Raw genomic sequence first — 14,216 nt, forward strand, 5'->3', positions numbered from 1 at the left:
GAGAAGCGGTTGATCCTGCTCGCAATTCTCGGCTGCGTTCTCTGGGCCGGCTATAGCTGGCTACTCGCGCATCCCGAACACAACCCTTCTGCCCCGCTCGATCTGCGCCATCCTGTGGGAATGGCGACCGCGACCAAGCTGGCGGCCCTAAAGGACGATGTGAGCGAATGCCGCGCGGTTCTGGAGCGCAGCGACGTGGGCTTTGCGGCGCTCGAACCCATAGGCGAAGGCGTGTGTGCGCGACCTGACCGGACGCAGCTCACGCAATTCCCCTTCGCGCCGAACTCGCCGCCGGCAACCTGTGCCGTCGCGACGGCGATGGAATTGTGGCGCACCACGACCGTGGAACCGGCGGCGCAGGAACTTTTCGGAAGCGGTATTGCGCGCATCGAACATCTGGGCGTCTATTTCTGCCGCCGCCTTTACGGGCGCAGCGAAGGCGCGTGGAGCGAGCACGCGACCGGCAACGCGATCGATATTTCTGCCTTCGTGCTCGAAGATGGGCGCAGGATCACCCTACTAGGCGACTGGGACGGGGATGCGGAGGAGCAGGCTTTCCTGCGCCGTGTGCGTGATGGCGCCTGCGGGGTGTTCGCGACCGTCCTCTCCCCCGACTACAACGCAGCGCATGCCGATCACTTCCATTTCGACCAGGATGGCCGTTGGTCGGGTGTTTGCCGCTAGGCCGCCTCCAGCGCGTAACCCGCCGAGCGCACGGTGCGGATCGGATCCTTCGCGCCCTCCAGCCCGATCGCCTTGCGCAACCTGCGGATATGCACGTCGACGGTGCGCAGCTCGATATCGCTGCCAGTGCCCCACACCCCGTCGAGCAGCTGTCCGCGGCTGAAGACCCGGCCCGGGCTTTCCATGAAGAACTTCAGCAAGCGGTATTCAGTCGGACCCAGTTGCAGGCTTCGCCCGCGACGCTGGACCTTGTGAGCGACCGGATCGAGCTTGATATCGCCAACCTCGATCGTCTCGCCGGCCAGCGCCGGGCGGATGCGGCGCATCACCGCGGCGACGCGGGCAAGCAATTCGCGCGGGGAGAACGGCTTGATGAGGTAGTCGTCGGCGCCGGTTTCAAGACCGCGAACGCGGTCGTCCTCCGTCTCGCGCGCGGTCAGCATGATGATCGGCACATGCGCAGTTTCCTTGTCGCGGCGCAGGCGGCGGCAAACCTCGATCCCGCTGGTGCCCTCGATCATCCAGTCAAGAATGATGAGATCGGGCACGTCCTCGCTCGCCAGCACCAGCGCCTCGTCCCCGTCGCCGGTGCAGCGCACGTCATAGCCCTCGTTCTGAAAGCGGTATTCGAGCAGTTCGGACAGCGCCGGATCGTCTTCGACGAGCAACAGTTTGGCGGCGGACATGGCGAACGTCTCCCCTCATATTCGGGTGGCACGGTGGCCGCCCGCAAGCCGTGATGTTTCATTTCCACTACATTTTGATGAAATGCGAAGGCAGAGTTTTTCCCGCGCCCCAAACCAGGTCGAATGTTTTTACCGCTCCTCTTCGGGAGGATAAGTCCCTGTCGCGGCGAAATGAACCATCTCGGCGACATTGGTTGCATGATCGCCGATCCGTTCGAGATTACGCGCGACGAACAGGAGCTGCGCGGCGCTCGAAATGGTCGCAGGATTCTCGACCATGTGGCTGACTAGGTTGCGGAAAATGCTGTTGTAAAAGGCATCGACCTTGGCGTCGGTGGCAATCACTTCGCGCGCCAGTGCCGGGTCGCGAGCGGCATAGGCGGTCAGCACGTCATGAACCATCTCGCCCGCCACCTCGCCCATGGCTGGGAGCAAAGTCAGCGGCTCGAACCGGTCGCGCCCCTCGATCATGCCGACGCGCTTCGCGATGTTCTTCGAATAGTCGCCGATGCGCTCGACCACGCCGGCGATCTTCAGCGCCGCGATCACTTCGCGCAGATCGTCGGCCATCGGCGCGCGCAGCGCGATTATCCGGACCGCGAGCTTGTCGACCTCGGTTTCGATGAGGTCGATCTTCTTATCGCGCACCACCACCCGGTCACCCAGTTCCTCGTCGCCTCGAATCATTGCATCGAGCGCTTCCTGGATCGCGACTTCGGCAAGCCCGCCCATCTCCGCGATTAGCCCGCGAAGGCGCGTGATATCCTCGTCGAAGGCCTTGACCGTATGGTCGGCCATCAGCCGTAACGCCCTGTGATGTAATCCTGCGTGCGCTGTTCGATCGGATTGGTGAAGATGTCCGAAGTCGGCCCGTATTCGACCATCTTGCCGAGGTGGAAGAAGGCGGTGCGCTGTGACACGCGGGCGGCTTGTTGCATAGAATGGGTCACGATGACGATAGCATACCGCCCGGAAAGCTCGTCGATCAACTCTTCGATCTTCGCGGTCGCGATCGGATCGAGCGCGCTGGCCGGTTCGTCCATCAGAATGACCTCTGGATCGACCGCGATGGCGCGCGCGATGCACAGGCGCTGTTGCTGCCCACCCGAAAGCGCGGTGCCCGAATCCTCGAGCCGATCCTTCACCTCTTCCCAAAGCCCCGCGCGCGTCAGCGATTTTTCAACGATCTGGTCGAGATCGGCCTTCTTCTCGCCAAGCCCGTGGATCTTGGGCCCATAGGCGATGTTATCGTAGATCGACTTTGGGAAAGGATTGGGCTTCTGAAACACCATCCCGACCCGCGCGCGCAGCTGTACGACGTCCATCGCATTGCCGTGAATGTCTTCGCCCTCGAGCTCGATCCGGCCGGTGACCTTCGCGATCGGAATCGTGTCGTTCATGCGGTTGAAGCACCGCAGAAAGGTCGATTTGCCGCAGCCGGAAGGGCCGATAAAGGCGGTCACATAATCGGGCGAGACGTCAATCGAAACCTCGTCGATCGCCTTTTTCGCGCCGTAATAGACCGACACGTCGCGCGCGCGCATTTTGGCGGTGCGGTCGTGGCTGATGCTTTCGTGAATGACGGTCACCAAGTTTTCTCGAATCTGTTGCGAAGATAGATGGCAAGGCTGTTCATCAGAAGGAGGAACAGCAGCAGAATGACGATCGCCGCGCTGGTGCGTTCGACGAAACCGCGGTCGATCTCGTCCGACCACAGAAAGATTTGCACCGGCAGGACGGTGGCGGGCGAGGTGAAGCCGTCGGGCGGGGTGGCAACGAAGGCGCGCATGCCTATCAGCAGCAGCGGCGCCGTTTCGCCCAGGGCGCGGGCCATGCCGATGATGGTGCCTGTCAGCATGCCGGGCAGAGCGAGCGGAAGGACGTGGTGGAACACGACTTGGACCGGGGAGGCGCCAACCGCCAGCGCGCCATCACGGATCGAGGGCGGCACCGCCTTGATCGCGTTGCGCCCGGAAATGACGATCACCGGCATGGTCATGAGCGCCAGCGTCAGCCCCCCGATCAGTGGGGCCGAGCGAAGGTTCGGAAAGATCGTGAGGAAGACGGCGAGACCGAGCAGGCCGAAAATGATCGAGGGCACGGCGGCGAGATTGTTGATCGAGACCTCGATGAGGTCGGTCCAGCGGTTCTTGGGCGCATATTCTTCGAGATAAAGCGCCGAGAGAACGCCTATCGGGAAGGCCAGCAGGAGGGTGACGATCATGGTGAGGATCGAACCCTTGAGCGCCCCCCAGATTCCTACCTGTTGCGGACTGGTCGCGTCCGAGCGCGATAGGAAGCCCCAGTCCCAGTTCTGCGACAGCTTATCTTGAGCGGCGAGCTCCTGCGCCAGCGCCTGCATCTGCGGCGAGCCTTCGCCGTCGAGCCCCGAAGCCAGGTCGGAAGTCGCGGCAAGCTCGAAGGTTTCGGTGCGCTCGATCAAAGAGGGATCTTCGCGCAGGGCGGCGGCGACATCGCGCCAGGCATCGTCGCTGATGTGCCGCGCACCTTCCGGCCCGAGCGCCTCCTCTGCGTAGAACTCGACGATATCGGGAAGCCCCTGCAGCTCGAGCACCTGCACCGCGCTGGGGGCGGTCAACGAAACCTCGTCGCCGGTCAGGCCGCTTTCGGCGAAGTCGATCGGCACCGATAGCTCGGCGCGCTGAAAACCGCCGAGGCCATTCGTCAGCATGTTGCCCAAAAGGAGGATCAGCACCGCGAGCGAGAACACGATTGCAGCCTGGCCGAGGCGCTTGAAGTTGCGCTCCTTGCGGTAACGACGCGCGAGGCGCTTCTCGAAAGCGGGCGTGCGCGTGGGGCCGGCATGCGTCGCGGGCGCTTCGGACGGGGTGGTCGCGGAAATGGCGGCAGTGTCACTCATAGGCTTCGCGGAACCGTTTGACGACGCGCAGGGCGACAAAATTGAGGGCGAGGGTGACGAGGAAAAGGACGAAGCCCAGCGCAAAGGCGCTGAGCGTCGCCGGGTGATCGAAGCTGCCCTCTCCCGTCAGCATCTTGACGATCTGTACCGTTACGGTGGTCATCCTCTCAAGCGGATTGGCGCTGAGATTGGCGGCGGTGCTCGCGGCCATGACGACGATCATGGTCTCCCCGATGGCGCGGCTGACGGCAAGCATGACGCCCGCCACGATGCCGGGGAGCGCGGCGGGGAACAGCACACGCGTGATCGTTTCCGACTTGGTCGCGCCCATCGCGTAGGAGCCGTCGCGCATGGATCCCGGAACGGCGGCGATCGAATCGTCCGCCATCGATGAGACGAAGGGAATGATCATCACCCCCATGACGACGCCCGCCGCCAGCGCGCTCTCGGTCGAGGCATTGGTAATCCCAACGGCGACGGCCGCATCGCGGATGACTGGCGCCACGGTCAGCGCGGCGAAATAGCCATAGACGACGGTCGGCACGCCGGCGAGGATTTCGAGCGCCGGCTTCACCCAGGCGCGCAGGCGCGGATCGGCATATTGCGTCAGGTAGATAGCGCTCATCAGGCCGAGCGGGATGGCAACGATCATGGCGATGATCGCGCCGATGAAGATCGTGCCCCAGAACAGCGGGATCGCGCCGTAGCGCGAACCATCCGGATTGTCCGGATTGCTCATCGGGTCGGGTCCCCAGAATGTCCCGAACAAGAAATCGATCGGCGAGACCATCGAGAAGAAGCGGAACGTCTCGAAGACGAGGCTGGCGAAGATGCCGAAGGTCGTGAGGATTGCGACCAGCGAGGCGGCGAGCAGCACGATCATCACCGTCCGTTCGACCCGGGTGCGTGCCTGGAAGTCGGGCCGGATCCGCAGGAAAGCGTAGACCCCGCCGCCGAACGCGATCAGCAGGGTCAGGACGATGCCGATGATATTGTAGCGGCCCAGCGCCTCGCGAAAGGGCTCAACCAGTACTTCGGCTTCCTCGTTGAAGACTCCCGGCGCGTTACCCAGAGCCACCGCGCGCGCTTCGGCGAGCCAGGCATCGCGCTCGAACCCGAAGCTGGGCAGGACCTGAGCGCCTGGGGAGGCAAGGACGCTCTGAAGGACGAGCTGCGGCGCGATGAAGGACCAGAGTACGACGAAAAAAAGCACCGGCACGACGATCCAGACCGAGACATACCACGCATGATAGACTGGCCGTGCGACCGGGCGGGTCTGCTCGCTGGCCTTTTGGAAGCTCCAAGCCTTGGCTCGGCCCGCCAGCCATCCCGCCAGGCCGAGGGCGAGGGCAATGAGGATGAAGATGATCGGCGACATGGTGGAAACGTATCGGTCCCGGCGAAAGGATATGGGTCAGGAAAAGGACGTTCGGCGGCCGTGCCCCGCGCCGCCTTGCACCCGGCGGATGGCCACCGCGGTTCGATCCGCCTCGCGCATGCGCACGAAATAAGACACGGTTAAGACAATTCCCGCGATTGGGTCCGCGATGTCTCTTCGGGCGATGCGGTGCGCGCGTCGTCGCCTTCGCCTTCTGTCGCTCCGTCCGCAGCGTCTTCATCCGTCGCTGCGGGCGGGTCCGACGCGATGCTGGGCGCAAGCGGCAGACGCACGATCACGCGCGTCCCCTTACCGACATCGCTGTCGATATTGAGCCGCCCGCGATGCCGCTCGACGATATGTTTGACGATCGCGAGGCCCAGGCCCGTCCCCCCCGAGGCACGGCTGCGTCCAGGATCGGTGCGGAAGAAACGGCGGGTGAGATGCGGCAGTTGTTCGGGTGCGATCCCTTCGCCCTCGTCGATCACGCTGATGCGGGCCATGCCGTCCTGCGCGATGTCGAGCACCAGCTTCACCTCGCTTCCCGGTGCCCCGTATTTGAGCGCATTGTCGACGAGATTGCGAACCACCTGTTCGAGCTGCCCCTGATCCCCGCGCACTCTAGGGCTCTCGGCCAGCTCGATGTCGAGCCGCGACACTCTTTCTCCCCCCGCCGCATCGCGCGCCGCGCGCTCGGCGAGGGGGGCAAGCGCGATGATCGTCTCGGGCAGATCGTGCTTTTCGGCTTCGACGCGCGACAGGCTCATGAGGTCGCTGATAAGGCTTTGCAGCCGTTTGCCCTCGCGCTCGATCGTGCCAAGAAACCTCTGCGCGGTCGGCGCATCGAGCGCATCGCCGCTTTCGCGCAGCGTTTCGACATAGCCGAGGATCGCGGCGAGCGGCGTGCGCAATTCGTGGCTGGCATTGGCGACGAAATCGGTGTGAGCCCGGCTGATATCGGCCTCGGCGGTCTGATTGATCAGCTCGATCACCGCGCGTGTCGGATCGACCGACTGGCGATTGATCTGCCAGATATCCTGCCGCCGCACGAGGCCGCGCACTATCGCCTGACCATTGCGATCCTCGTTGATTAGCGCGATCGCTTCGGGCTGGCGAAAGGCGACGCGTGCATCCTGGCCGATCACATGCTCGCCCAGCATCCGGCGCGCTGCGCGATTGGCGACCGCGATCTTGTTGCGTTCGGTGACCAGCAGCGGGGTGTGCGAGTTCTCGATCAACTTGCGCATCGAATCGCGCCCGATCGGCAGTTCGACGACGCGGGGCGGTTCCTCCGGCGGTCTACCGGTCGCGACCAGCAGCGATCCCACCCATACGACCCCCACTGCGGCCGCGATCACCGGATCGATGCCGAGAAGCAGCATGGCCGCGAAGGTTGCCGCCGCGAGCGCGAAGCCTGCGAGCGGGAATGTCTGCCGATTGCCCATAGCCGCCAAGCGGTCTAACGCGCGCGGCCGCAAGGTCAAAGCCTGATTGTGTGGGGTGGGGCGGCGCCGGCGCGGTTTCCGTCCGCTGCGCCTTCAAGTGGTGACCCCTACGGGAATCGAACCCGTGTTTCAGCCGTGAAAGGGCCGCGTCCTAACCGCTAGACGAAGGGGCCACGCTTGCTTGCGAGAGCGCGCATCTAGGAGGGCGGCGGGGCAGGGTCAAGCCCCTGCACGGGCCGTTCCGGCAAAAAAGCGAAAAGGCTTCGGCGCTCGCCGCTTAATCGGCGTAGGCCGCATCCTCGAGGTGCAGTTCGGCGGCGGGGCGCGGACCCCAATCGTCGATTTTGACGCGCCCCGCCAGGTGAAAGCGGCGACCGGCGCGGCGATGAAGCAGGGTCTGGGCCATTTCGGTCTCGGCGGCGCGGAAGGCGATCGCCTTGAACGAGCGTCCATCCGCGCCGCTGGCGATGAGCCGCAGATGATTCTTCCCCACGATGTCCGCCTTGACGATCTGCACCGGGCCCACCGCGACGCGCGGGGCGGGCCAGCCGACGCCGTAAGGCCCGCCGGCTTCAAGCGCTTCGACCAGTTCGGGCGTGAGACCACCGGGAGCGAGCGAAAGATCGAGCTGCATTTCCTGCCCGGCGCGCGCGCGTTCGACGTCGCGCGCGAGCCGCGTGTCGAGAAACTCGGCGAAGCGCGCGATGTCGCCCTGTGCGATGGTCAGTCCCGCCGCCATGGCATGGCCGCCGCCCGCGACGAGCAAACCCTCTTCGCGCGCGACGATGATTGCGGCGCCCAGGTCGACGCCGCTGATCGAGCGACCCGAACCCTTGCCGATGCCCGCCGCCTCGTCGAGCGCGACGACGATCGCGGGGCGCCCGGTCTTCTCCTTGATCCGGCCGGCGACGATACCTATCACGCCGGGATGCCACCCGCCGGCAGCAAGGACATGCACCGCCATATTGTGCTGCCCGGCAAGCTGCGCTTCGGCGGCTTCCTGAACCTCGGCCTCGATCGCACGGCGCTCTTCGTTGAGGGCAGAGAGCTGCTCGGCAATGGCGCGCGCTTCCTCAGCGTCGCGGGTGGTGAGAAGGCGCACCCCGAGGGTGGACTCACCGATCCTCCCGCCGGCATTGATGCGGGGCCCAAGCGCAAAGCCCAAATCCGAGGCGACCGCGGCGCGCTTCAACCGGCTCGCATCCATCAGCGCCGCCATGCCGATCCGCTCGCGCCGGGCGAGCACTTTCAGCCCCTGTGTCACGAAGGCGCGATTGAGACCGTGCAGGCTCGCCACGTCGGCCACGGTGCCGAGCGCGACGAGATCGAGCAGCGCCATGAGATCAGGCTCGGGCCGCTCGTCGAAATAGCCGCGCGCACGCAGGGTGCGCACCAGCGCGATGGCGAGAAGGAAGGCGACACCGACCGCGGCGAGATGGCCGTGGCTCGCGGCAAGATCGCTTTCGTCGAGGCGATTGGGATTTACGAGCGCGGCGGTGGGCGGAAGTTCGCTTGCGCATTTGTGGTGATCGACCACGATCACGTCGACCCCGACATCACGCGCCATGGTGAGAGCCTCGTGCGCCATCGCGCCGCAATCGACCGTGACGATCAGGCTAGACCCGGCCTCGGCGAGTTTGACCAGTGCCTCGCCGCTCGGCCCGTAGCCCTCGAGCAGGCGATCGGGTATGTAATAGTCCGCCTCGCAGCTCAGCGCCCGCAGGACCTCGATCATCAGCGCCGCACTGGTCGCCCCATCGACGTCGTAATCGCCATAGATCGTCACCTTCTCGCCGCCGAGCACGGCGCTGGCGAGGCGCTGCGCCGCGCGGTCCATGTCGCGGAATTCGGACGGGTCGGGCAGGAAATCGCGCATCGTCGGTCGCGCATTGCGGGCCAGATCTTCCGGTGCGACGCCGCGCGCGCTCAGCAGCTGTGTCATAATGTCGCCGCCCGCACCGCTCGCATTATCACCCCAGTCGTTGTGGCCCGCGCGCCAGCACCATGCCCGTCCGCCGAGCGAATGTGCGACGCCGAGTACGTGGCTGACGGTTCGGGTGGCCATAGGCGTGCAGCCTATACGATTGCCGGGCGACGCGCGAGATCGCCGGCATTGACAATCGACAGGCGCGATGGCGAGGCAGGAGGAATGGAAGAAGCCCCCCACCTGCTCGTCGTCTGGCACAGTCGCACCGGGGCGAGCGAGGCCATGGCCCGCGCTGCCGCCGGACACGCCTCGGCCCGCCTGATGCGCGCCGAGGATGTCGGCGCGGACGATCTGCTGGGCGCGGCGGGCTATCTCTTCGTCGCCCCCGAAAACCTCGCGGCGTTGAGCGGGGAGATGAAGGAGATGTTCGATCGCAACTACTACGCCGTGCTCGGCCGAATCGAAGGGCGGCCTTACGGAACGATCATCGCCGCCGGATCCGACGGTGAGGGCGCTCAGCGCCAGCTCGATCGCATCGCCAAGGGCTGGCGATTGAAGCGCGTTATCGATCATAAGATCGTCAATTTCGACGCGCAGACGCCCGAGGCGATCTGGGCGGCCAAATGCGTGCCGGACGAGACCTTGCGCGAATGCGCCGAGTTAGGGGAAGGCCTGGCCGAAGGCATTGATTTGGGCGTGTTCTGATCTATCATGCGCGGCGACGTTTTGCCGCTTGGCGGAACGCGGATGGGATCGGCGGGAGCGAGCGGCGGGACGGCGCGGCTCTGCCTCGCTCACAATGCTCTGCGCATCTCAAGGAGGGCTGCGCCGATGTTCGAGGGGGTACGGACAATCAGCCAGGTAAGCGTCTCGGGAAAAGGCGGGCTGTTCCTGCTGTTTGCGCAAGGATCGCGGCCGGACAGCGCGGCTATCCGCGGATTCGTCGGGGGCGATCCGGCACTCGCGATCAGCTTCGATCCGGCCGAAGCGCATCTGCCCGATCCCGTGAACGATAGTGGCGCGCTCGCGCAAAAGGAGCGGCAGGCGCGGGGTGACACGGCCCATGCGCCGGTCTGGCTCGAATTGCTGCGCGATGGGCTGAGTTTCGATCTGGCCGGTCTCGCGCCCGGGCCCGCTCCGCGCTTGCCGACGATCGAACACCGGTTCGACCTTGCCGACGCGCCGATCGAGGGGCGTTACGACGTCCTGCATCTTGCGCCCGGCCATCACCTGGCCGGCGGCGAGAACACGCTGCCGGTTGCGCGCAGTCTGGTTGCTCTTGCGCGCGATCTCGTGCGCCACTTCGAAACGCTCGAGGTGGTCGTCTGGCCGCCTGCGTCGAGCGCGATCGGGCGTCGCTTCTTCGAATCGACCACCACCGCGTGGCTCGAAGGCGGCCCGTTCCCCGCGCTCGGCCTCACTGCCTTTCGCGAAACGATGGACGGCGCGCTGCAAAGCGAAGGGCTGGGCTTCTGGATCGGACAGGAATTGCGGATCGAACCGCCGCTCTCGCGCGACCAAGTCGCCGCGACGCGCATGGCGGTTCGGCTCGTCAACCAACTGCTGCTCGTCAACGGTATCAAGACCAGCGAACGGGTTGTCGCCCCGGACGGCAACCCCCTGCTGATGAAGACCTCGCGCAACGGCAAATTCGTGAGGGTCTGGCGCGAGTAGCGTTTTCTATCGGGTCGCATCCTCAGCTGCTTTGCGAGCCCGACGGGTATCCGGTCACAGCCTTTTGCCAAGGCACCGGGCAAGTAGGAAAGCGATTTTCGCTGAACTCGAATGCGGGTCGAACCCGCGACCTAAGCGCCTACTCCGCCGCCTCTTTCATCTGCGACCACGGCGTGTAGTCCGAGTCGGCAGCAAGGCGCGCCTTCGCCTCGTGATATTCGCGCTCGAACCGGGCGACCATGTCCTCCACGCTGCCGACCGACTTGACCGTGCCGATCCCCTGTCCCGAGCCCCAGATGTCCTTCCACGCCTTCGCTTTCGTGTTGCCGCCGCTGCCGAAGTTCATCTTGGACGGGTCGCTGGTCGGCAGGTCGTCCGGGTCGAGCCCGGCATTCTCGATCGAGGAGCGCAGGTAGTTGCCGTGGACGCCGGTGAAGAGGTTCGAATAGACGATCCCTTCCGCGCTGCCATCGACGATGCCCTGCTTGTAGCCCTCGTTGGCATTCGCTTCGGTGGTGGCGATAAAGGCGCTGCCGGTGTAGCCGAAGTCCGCGCCCACGGCCTGTGCCGCGAGGATCGAGGAGCCGTGTGCGATCGAGCCCGAGAGCGCGACCAAACCGTCGAACCATTCGCGGATCTCGCGCATCAGAGCGAAAGGCGATTGCGTGCCCGCATGTCCGCCCGCACCGGCGGCAACCGGGATGAGACCGTCGGCGCCTTTCTCGATCGCCTTGTTCGCAAAGCGGTTATTGATGACGTCGTGCATGCTGATCCCGCCCCAGCCGCGAATCGCATCGAAGATCTCGGTTCGCGCGCCCAAGGAGGTGATGATCAGTGGCACCTGCCACTTCTCGCAGGTCTTCATATCCTCCATCACGCGGTCGTTCGATTTGTGCACGATCTGGTTGACGGCATAGGGCGCGGCCGGACGATCGGGGTTCTCGCGGTTGTGCTTCGCCAGTTCCTCGGTGATCTGGTGGAGCCATTCGTCGAGCAGGGTCTGCGGCCGCGCGTTCAGCGCCGGAAAGCTGCCGATAATCCCCGCCTTGCATTGCGCGATGACCAGTTCCGGGCCCGACACGATGAACAGCGGCGAACCGATCAGCGGCAGGCGCAGGCGATCGAACGGGGCGGGCAGGGGCATGGGCGTCTCTCCTGATGTCTGGGCCAAGCTACGGCTTCAAGGCGGGGTAAGTTGCATGTCTCAATCAGGCAAGCGCGCTTTCGATAGCATAGAAGCGCGCTGCATTTGCGGCATAGAGGTCGGCTTTCTCGTCCGCGCTGGCGCCGGCGGTGATCCGTTTGAAGGCGTTCCACAGCACCGGATAGCTCGCCCCCCAGCGATCGACCGGGTAGTTGCTCTCGAACATGCAGCGCCTGGTGCCGAAGGCGTCGATGCAGGTCTCGATATAGGGGCGCCACATCCCGGCGAGCGCTTCGGAGGCGTAGCCGGCGGCCGGCCCCTCGGGCGGCATTGCGCAATTGTGCATTGCGAGGCCGCCCAGTTTCACCACCACGTTCTCGCAAGTCGCCAGCTCGCCGATGCTCTCGCGCCAGATGTCGAAGCGTTCCTCCAGCCTGCCATCATAGCTCGCATTGCTTAGGGGCGTGCCGCAATGGTCGAGGCAGATCGGTTGGTCCGGGAAGGCGCGTGCCAGGTCGATCACGTCGGGGATCTGCGGCTCGAGGATCCACGCATCGAAGCTCATGCCCCGCTTGCCGAGCTCGGCGAAGCCCTCGCGGAACGTCGGGTCGAGATAGCGCTCCGGCGGATGGTCGAAGGGAGCGCCCAGCACCTCGGGATCGGCGTCCCAGGCGGCGGCATGTCGGATGCCCCGGAACCGCCCCGGCGCCGCTTCGGCCAACGCATCGAGCACCTCGCCCGCCGCCGCGCCCGCCATCAGGTCCGCATGGCCCACGATCGCCGCACACAGCCGCGCCTCGCCATAGAGGCCGCTCGCGCTCTGCGCCGCGACGCCGTTCACGTATTCGACCTCGCCCACCACCTTTGTCGCCTCGCCATAGGCGGCGTTGTAGAAGGCCCCGCATTCCATGAAGACCGTCGCTCGCACGTTGTGTCCGCTGCCAGCGACCTCGTTATGGAACTGGTCGAACGTGTAATGCGCGACCGGCACCAGCGTCTCGAGGAAGCGATGCCGCGGCTCGGGGAACATCGGCAGCAGCGCGCGCAGGTCCCACAGGTGATGGTGCGGATCGATGATGGCCAATTCCGGCTCAAGGATCGTCTCGGGTTCGAGGATGTCTTCGGTCATTGCTGGCTCTCCCTTGGCCGCAAGGTGTGCCCCGAAACCCAACAGGATGGAACAGGTGGAACACGGTCCAGGAGCAAATTGTGCGATCGTGTCACTATCGGGCGCAAAAGCGTTACTGTCGCCGCCCGAGTGTCACTTTGGCGGGGCAAAGCGTCGCAGTGGAAGCGCAGAAGCGTCAATCTGGAAGCTGTAAGAGTGTCTCCCAGCGACGCGCCACTTTTCGCTTTTGAAAGAGAGGTTAGGAGAGAAGCGTGGCCAAGAGGCATGCTTTTTGGATAGGAGAATGGGAGGGAGTAGGAAACCGACGTCCGGTTGGGACCTCAAAGTCGGACATACGAAGCGACGCTAGTTGTCGCCAGGAGCAGCCGTTGGCGTAATATGATCTGGTATTGGATCGGTCGAGATGAAGACGTCAAGAGAAGCGATGCTCTTCCACCAGTCTTGCAGCGCAGCGTGTTTGCATAGCGCGTCCTTCCCAACATCGGCGCGGACGAAATAGTCGAGCATAGGCGCAAGGTGACAGTCCGCTAGCGTAAGAGCTTTACCATCAAGAATTGTGCCTTCCTCCACGACGCCATCGAGGAAAGCTAAGACGCGATGAGATTTCTTAAGACCAGCGGAAACCTCATCCGGATCTGAAGTCTCGCCAAATAGATCGCGAAAAAAGCCATGGGAGGAAACCTGCCTCACCATTGGCCAGTAGCCGTATGCGTCTATCACAGCGATTACTTGATCCATCCTGGCGACGGCAGCCGCGCTCTTGGGCTGTAAAGGTAAACCCTCAAATGCCCGATCGATGTAACGTGTGATCGCGTTGGTCTCGAACAACGCGAAAGTACCATGGGTCAGCGTCGGCACTCGACCGAATGGATTTATGTCCAGATACTCATCCGGCACCTCGCCAAACGGATCGACCTCGATTGTCTCGTGCCGAACTCCTTTGAGAAGCAAAACCAGTCGAGCGATCCGATGGTAGACGCTATATTTGTATCCATGCAGCTGAACGAGATTCACTGACATCATCGAACCGTTTCTTGATTGCCAAATTGATCGGCGACGAGCGTCCGCTCTACAACAATTTCGGTAGACCGTCAGCTTGCCACCCCAAACCTCACGCTCGATCCTTTCCAGCCACCTCAGAATTTGCCGCGCTTAGCACTGCACGCTCCCTGGCGCGGGAGTGTCCTCGTGGATCCCATGGCTCCAAATCGTGCGGCGCCTGCAAATCCTTCAAACTACATGCCGTCGATCGTTAAGTCGCCTTAACC

The 14,216-nt window shown here is 64.2% G+C and carries 13 protein-coding genes and 1 tRNA gene; 3 read left to right on the top strand and 11 right to left on the bottom strand.

Annotation, left to right across the window (positions count from 1 at the left end):
• The first annotated feature begins 9 nt into the window (after positions 1-9).
• The gene (locus V2I30_RS05365; RefSeq protein WP_330661048.1) at positions 10-684 is read left to right on the top strand and encodes an extensin-like domain-containing protein; all 675 of its coding nucleotides are present in this window, start codon (positions 10-12) and stop codon (positions 682-684) included.
• Here V2I30_RS05365 and phoB read toward each other — a convergent pair.
• From phoB to recJ, 8 genes are all read right to left on the bottom strand, one after another.
• A complete protein-coding gene (gene phoB / locus V2I30_RS05370; RefSeq protein ID WP_330661049.1) occupies positions 681-1,370 on the bottom strand; it encodes a phosphate regulon transcriptional regulator PhoB in 690 nt (229 codons plus the stop codon). The genes V2I30_RS05365 and phoB overlap by 4 nt on opposite strands.
• A gap of 129 nt (positions 1,371-1,499) precedes the next feature.
• Entirely contained in the window at positions 1,500-2,168 is a 669-nt protein-coding gene (gene phoU, locus V2I30_RS05375; protein WP_330661050.1) for a phosphate signaling complex protein PhoU, read from the bottom strand.
• On the bottom strand, positions 2,168-2,914 hold the full coding sequence (gene pstB, locus V2I30_RS05380) for a phosphate ABC transporter ATP-binding protein PstB (protein ID WP_330661093.1): 747 nt from the start codon (positions 2,912-2,914) through the stop codon (positions 2,168-2,170). The genes phoU and pstB overlap by 1 nt, the downstream gene beginning before the upstream one ends.
• A 41-nt stretch (positions 2,915-2,955) precedes the next feature.
• Complete coding sequence (gene pstA / locus V2I30_RS05385) at positions 2,956-4,251, bottom strand: phosphate ABC transporter permease PstA (RefSeq protein ID WP_330661051.1); 1,296 nt, start codon at positions 4,249-4,251, stop codon at positions 2,956-2,958.
• The gene (pstC, locus tag V2I30_RS05390; protein WP_330661052.1) at positions 4,244-5,629 is read right to left on the bottom strand and encodes a phosphate ABC transporter permease subunit PstC; all 1,386 of its coding nucleotides are present in this window, start codon (positions 5,627-5,629) and stop codon (positions 4,244-4,246) included. Before pstC ends, pstA begins: the two co-directional genes overlap by 8 nt.
• A gap of 140 nt (positions 5,630-5,769) precedes the next feature.
• Entirely contained in the window at positions 5,770-7,074 is a 1,305-nt protein-coding gene (locus tag V2I30_RS05395; RefSeq protein ID WP_330661053.1) for a sensor histidine kinase, read from the bottom strand.
• Positions 7,075-7,172: 98 nt separating this feature from the next.
• Positions 7,173-7,247 (bottom strand) — tRNA-Glu (locus V2I30_RS05400).
• Positions 7,248-7,351: 104 nt separating this feature from the next.
• Positions 7,352-9,139: a single-stranded-DNA-specific exonuclease RecJ gene (recJ, locus tag V2I30_RS05405; protein WP_330661054.1), complete on the bottom strand. Its 1,788-nt coding sequence runs from the start codon at positions 9,137-9,139 to the stop codon at positions 7,352-7,354.
• An 84-nt stretch (positions 9,140-9,223) separates the two neighbouring features.
• Here recJ and V2I30_RS05410 point away from each other — a divergent pair, with 84 nt between their 5' ends.
• The gene (locus V2I30_RS05410; protein WP_330661055.1) at positions 9,224-9,706 is read left to right on the top strand and encodes a flavodoxin family protein; all 483 of its coding nucleotides are present in this window, start codon (positions 9,224-9,226) and stop codon (positions 9,704-9,706) included.
• Positions 9,707-9,832: 126 nt separating this feature from the next.
• Complete coding sequence (locus tag V2I30_RS05415) at positions 9,833-10,675, top strand: hypothetical protein (protein ID WP_330661056.1); 843 nt, start codon at positions 9,833-9,835, stop codon at positions 10,673-10,675.
• A 139-nt stretch (positions 10,676-10,814) separates the two neighbouring features.
• On the opposite strand, the gene V2I30_RS05420 is transcribed toward V2I30_RS05415, so the two are convergent.
• The 3 genes from V2I30_RS05420 to V2I30_RS05430 all read right to left on the bottom strand — a co-directional run bounded on the left by V2I30_RS05420 (position 10,815) and on the right by V2I30_RS05430 (position 13,971).
• Positions 10,815-11,819: an NAD(P)H-dependent flavin oxidoreductase gene (locus V2I30_RS05420; RefSeq protein ID WP_330661057.1), complete on the bottom strand. Its 1,005-nt coding sequence runs from the start codon at positions 11,817-11,819 to the stop codon at positions 10,815-10,817.
• A gap of 64 nt (positions 11,820-11,883) precedes the next feature.
• Positions 11,884-12,948, bottom strand: coding sequence for an amidohydrolase family protein (locus V2I30_RS05425; protein WP_330661058.1), 1,065 nt, complete (start codon positions 12,946-12,948; stop codon positions 11,884-11,886).
• A 345-nt stretch (positions 12,949-13,293) separates the two neighbouring features.
• Positions 13,294-13,971 carry a glutathione S-transferase family protein gene (locus tag V2I30_RS05430; RefSeq protein WP_330661059.1) on the bottom strand — a complete coding sequence of 226 codons (678 nt, stop codon included), beginning with the start codon at positions 13,969-13,971 and terminating at the stop codon, positions 13,294-13,296.
• Positions 13,972-14,216 lie beyond the last annotated feature (245 nt).

The sequence above is a fragment of the Erythrobacter sp. genome (assembly GCF_036351135.1).
GTDB lineage: Bacteria > Pseudomonadota > Alphaproteobacteria > Sphingomonadales > Sphingomonadaceae > Erythrobacter.

Bases quoted from the DNA above. Each gene is read 5' to 3' on its own strand.
- phoB (WP_330661049.1), bottom strand. From the start codon at position 1,370: ATGTCCGCCGCCAAACTGTTGCTCGTCGAAGACGATCCGGCGCTGTCC.
- phoU (WP_330661050.1), bottom strand. From the start codon at position 2,168: ATGGCCGACCATACGGTCAAGGCCTTCGACGAGGATATCACGCGCCTT.
- pstB (WP_330661093.1), bottom strand. From the start codon at position 2,914: ATGCGCGCGCGCGACGTGTCGGTCTATTACGGCGCGAAAAAGGCGATC.
- pstA (WP_330661051.1), bottom strand. From the start codon at position 4,251: ATGAGTGACACTGCCGCCATTTCCGCGACCACCCCGTCCGAAGCGCCC.
- pstC (WP_330661052.1), bottom strand. From the start codon at position 5,629: ATGTCGCCGATCATCTTCATCCTCATTGCCCTCGCCCTCGGCCTGGCG.
- V2I30_RS05395 (WP_330661053.1), bottom strand. From the start codon at position 7,074: ATGGGCAATCGGCAGACATTCCCGCTCGCAGGCTTCGCGCTCGCGGCG.
- recJ (WP_330661054.1), bottom strand. From the start codon at position 9,139: ATGGCCACCCGAACCGTCAGCCACGTACTCGGCGTCGCACATTCGCTC.
- V2I30_RS05410 (WP_330661055.1), top strand. From the start codon at position 9,224: ATGGAAGAAGCCCCCCACCTGCTCGTCGTCTGGCACAGTCGCACCGGG.
- V2I30_RS05415 (WP_330661056.1), top strand. From the start codon at position 9,833: ATGTTCGAGGGGGTACGGACAATCAGCCAGGTAAGCGTCTCGGGAAAA.
- V2I30_RS05420 (WP_330661057.1), bottom strand. From the start codon at position 11,819: ATGCCCCTGCCCGCCCCGTTCGATCGCCTGCGCCTGCCGCTGATCGGT.
- V2I30_RS05425 (WP_330661058.1), bottom strand. From the start codon at position 12,948: ATGACCGAAGACATCCTCGAACCCGAGACGATCCTTGAGCCGGAATTG.
- V2I30_RS05430 (WP_330661059.1), bottom strand. From the start codon at position 13,971: ATGATGTCAGTGAATCTCGTTCAGCTGCATGGATACAAATATAGCGTC.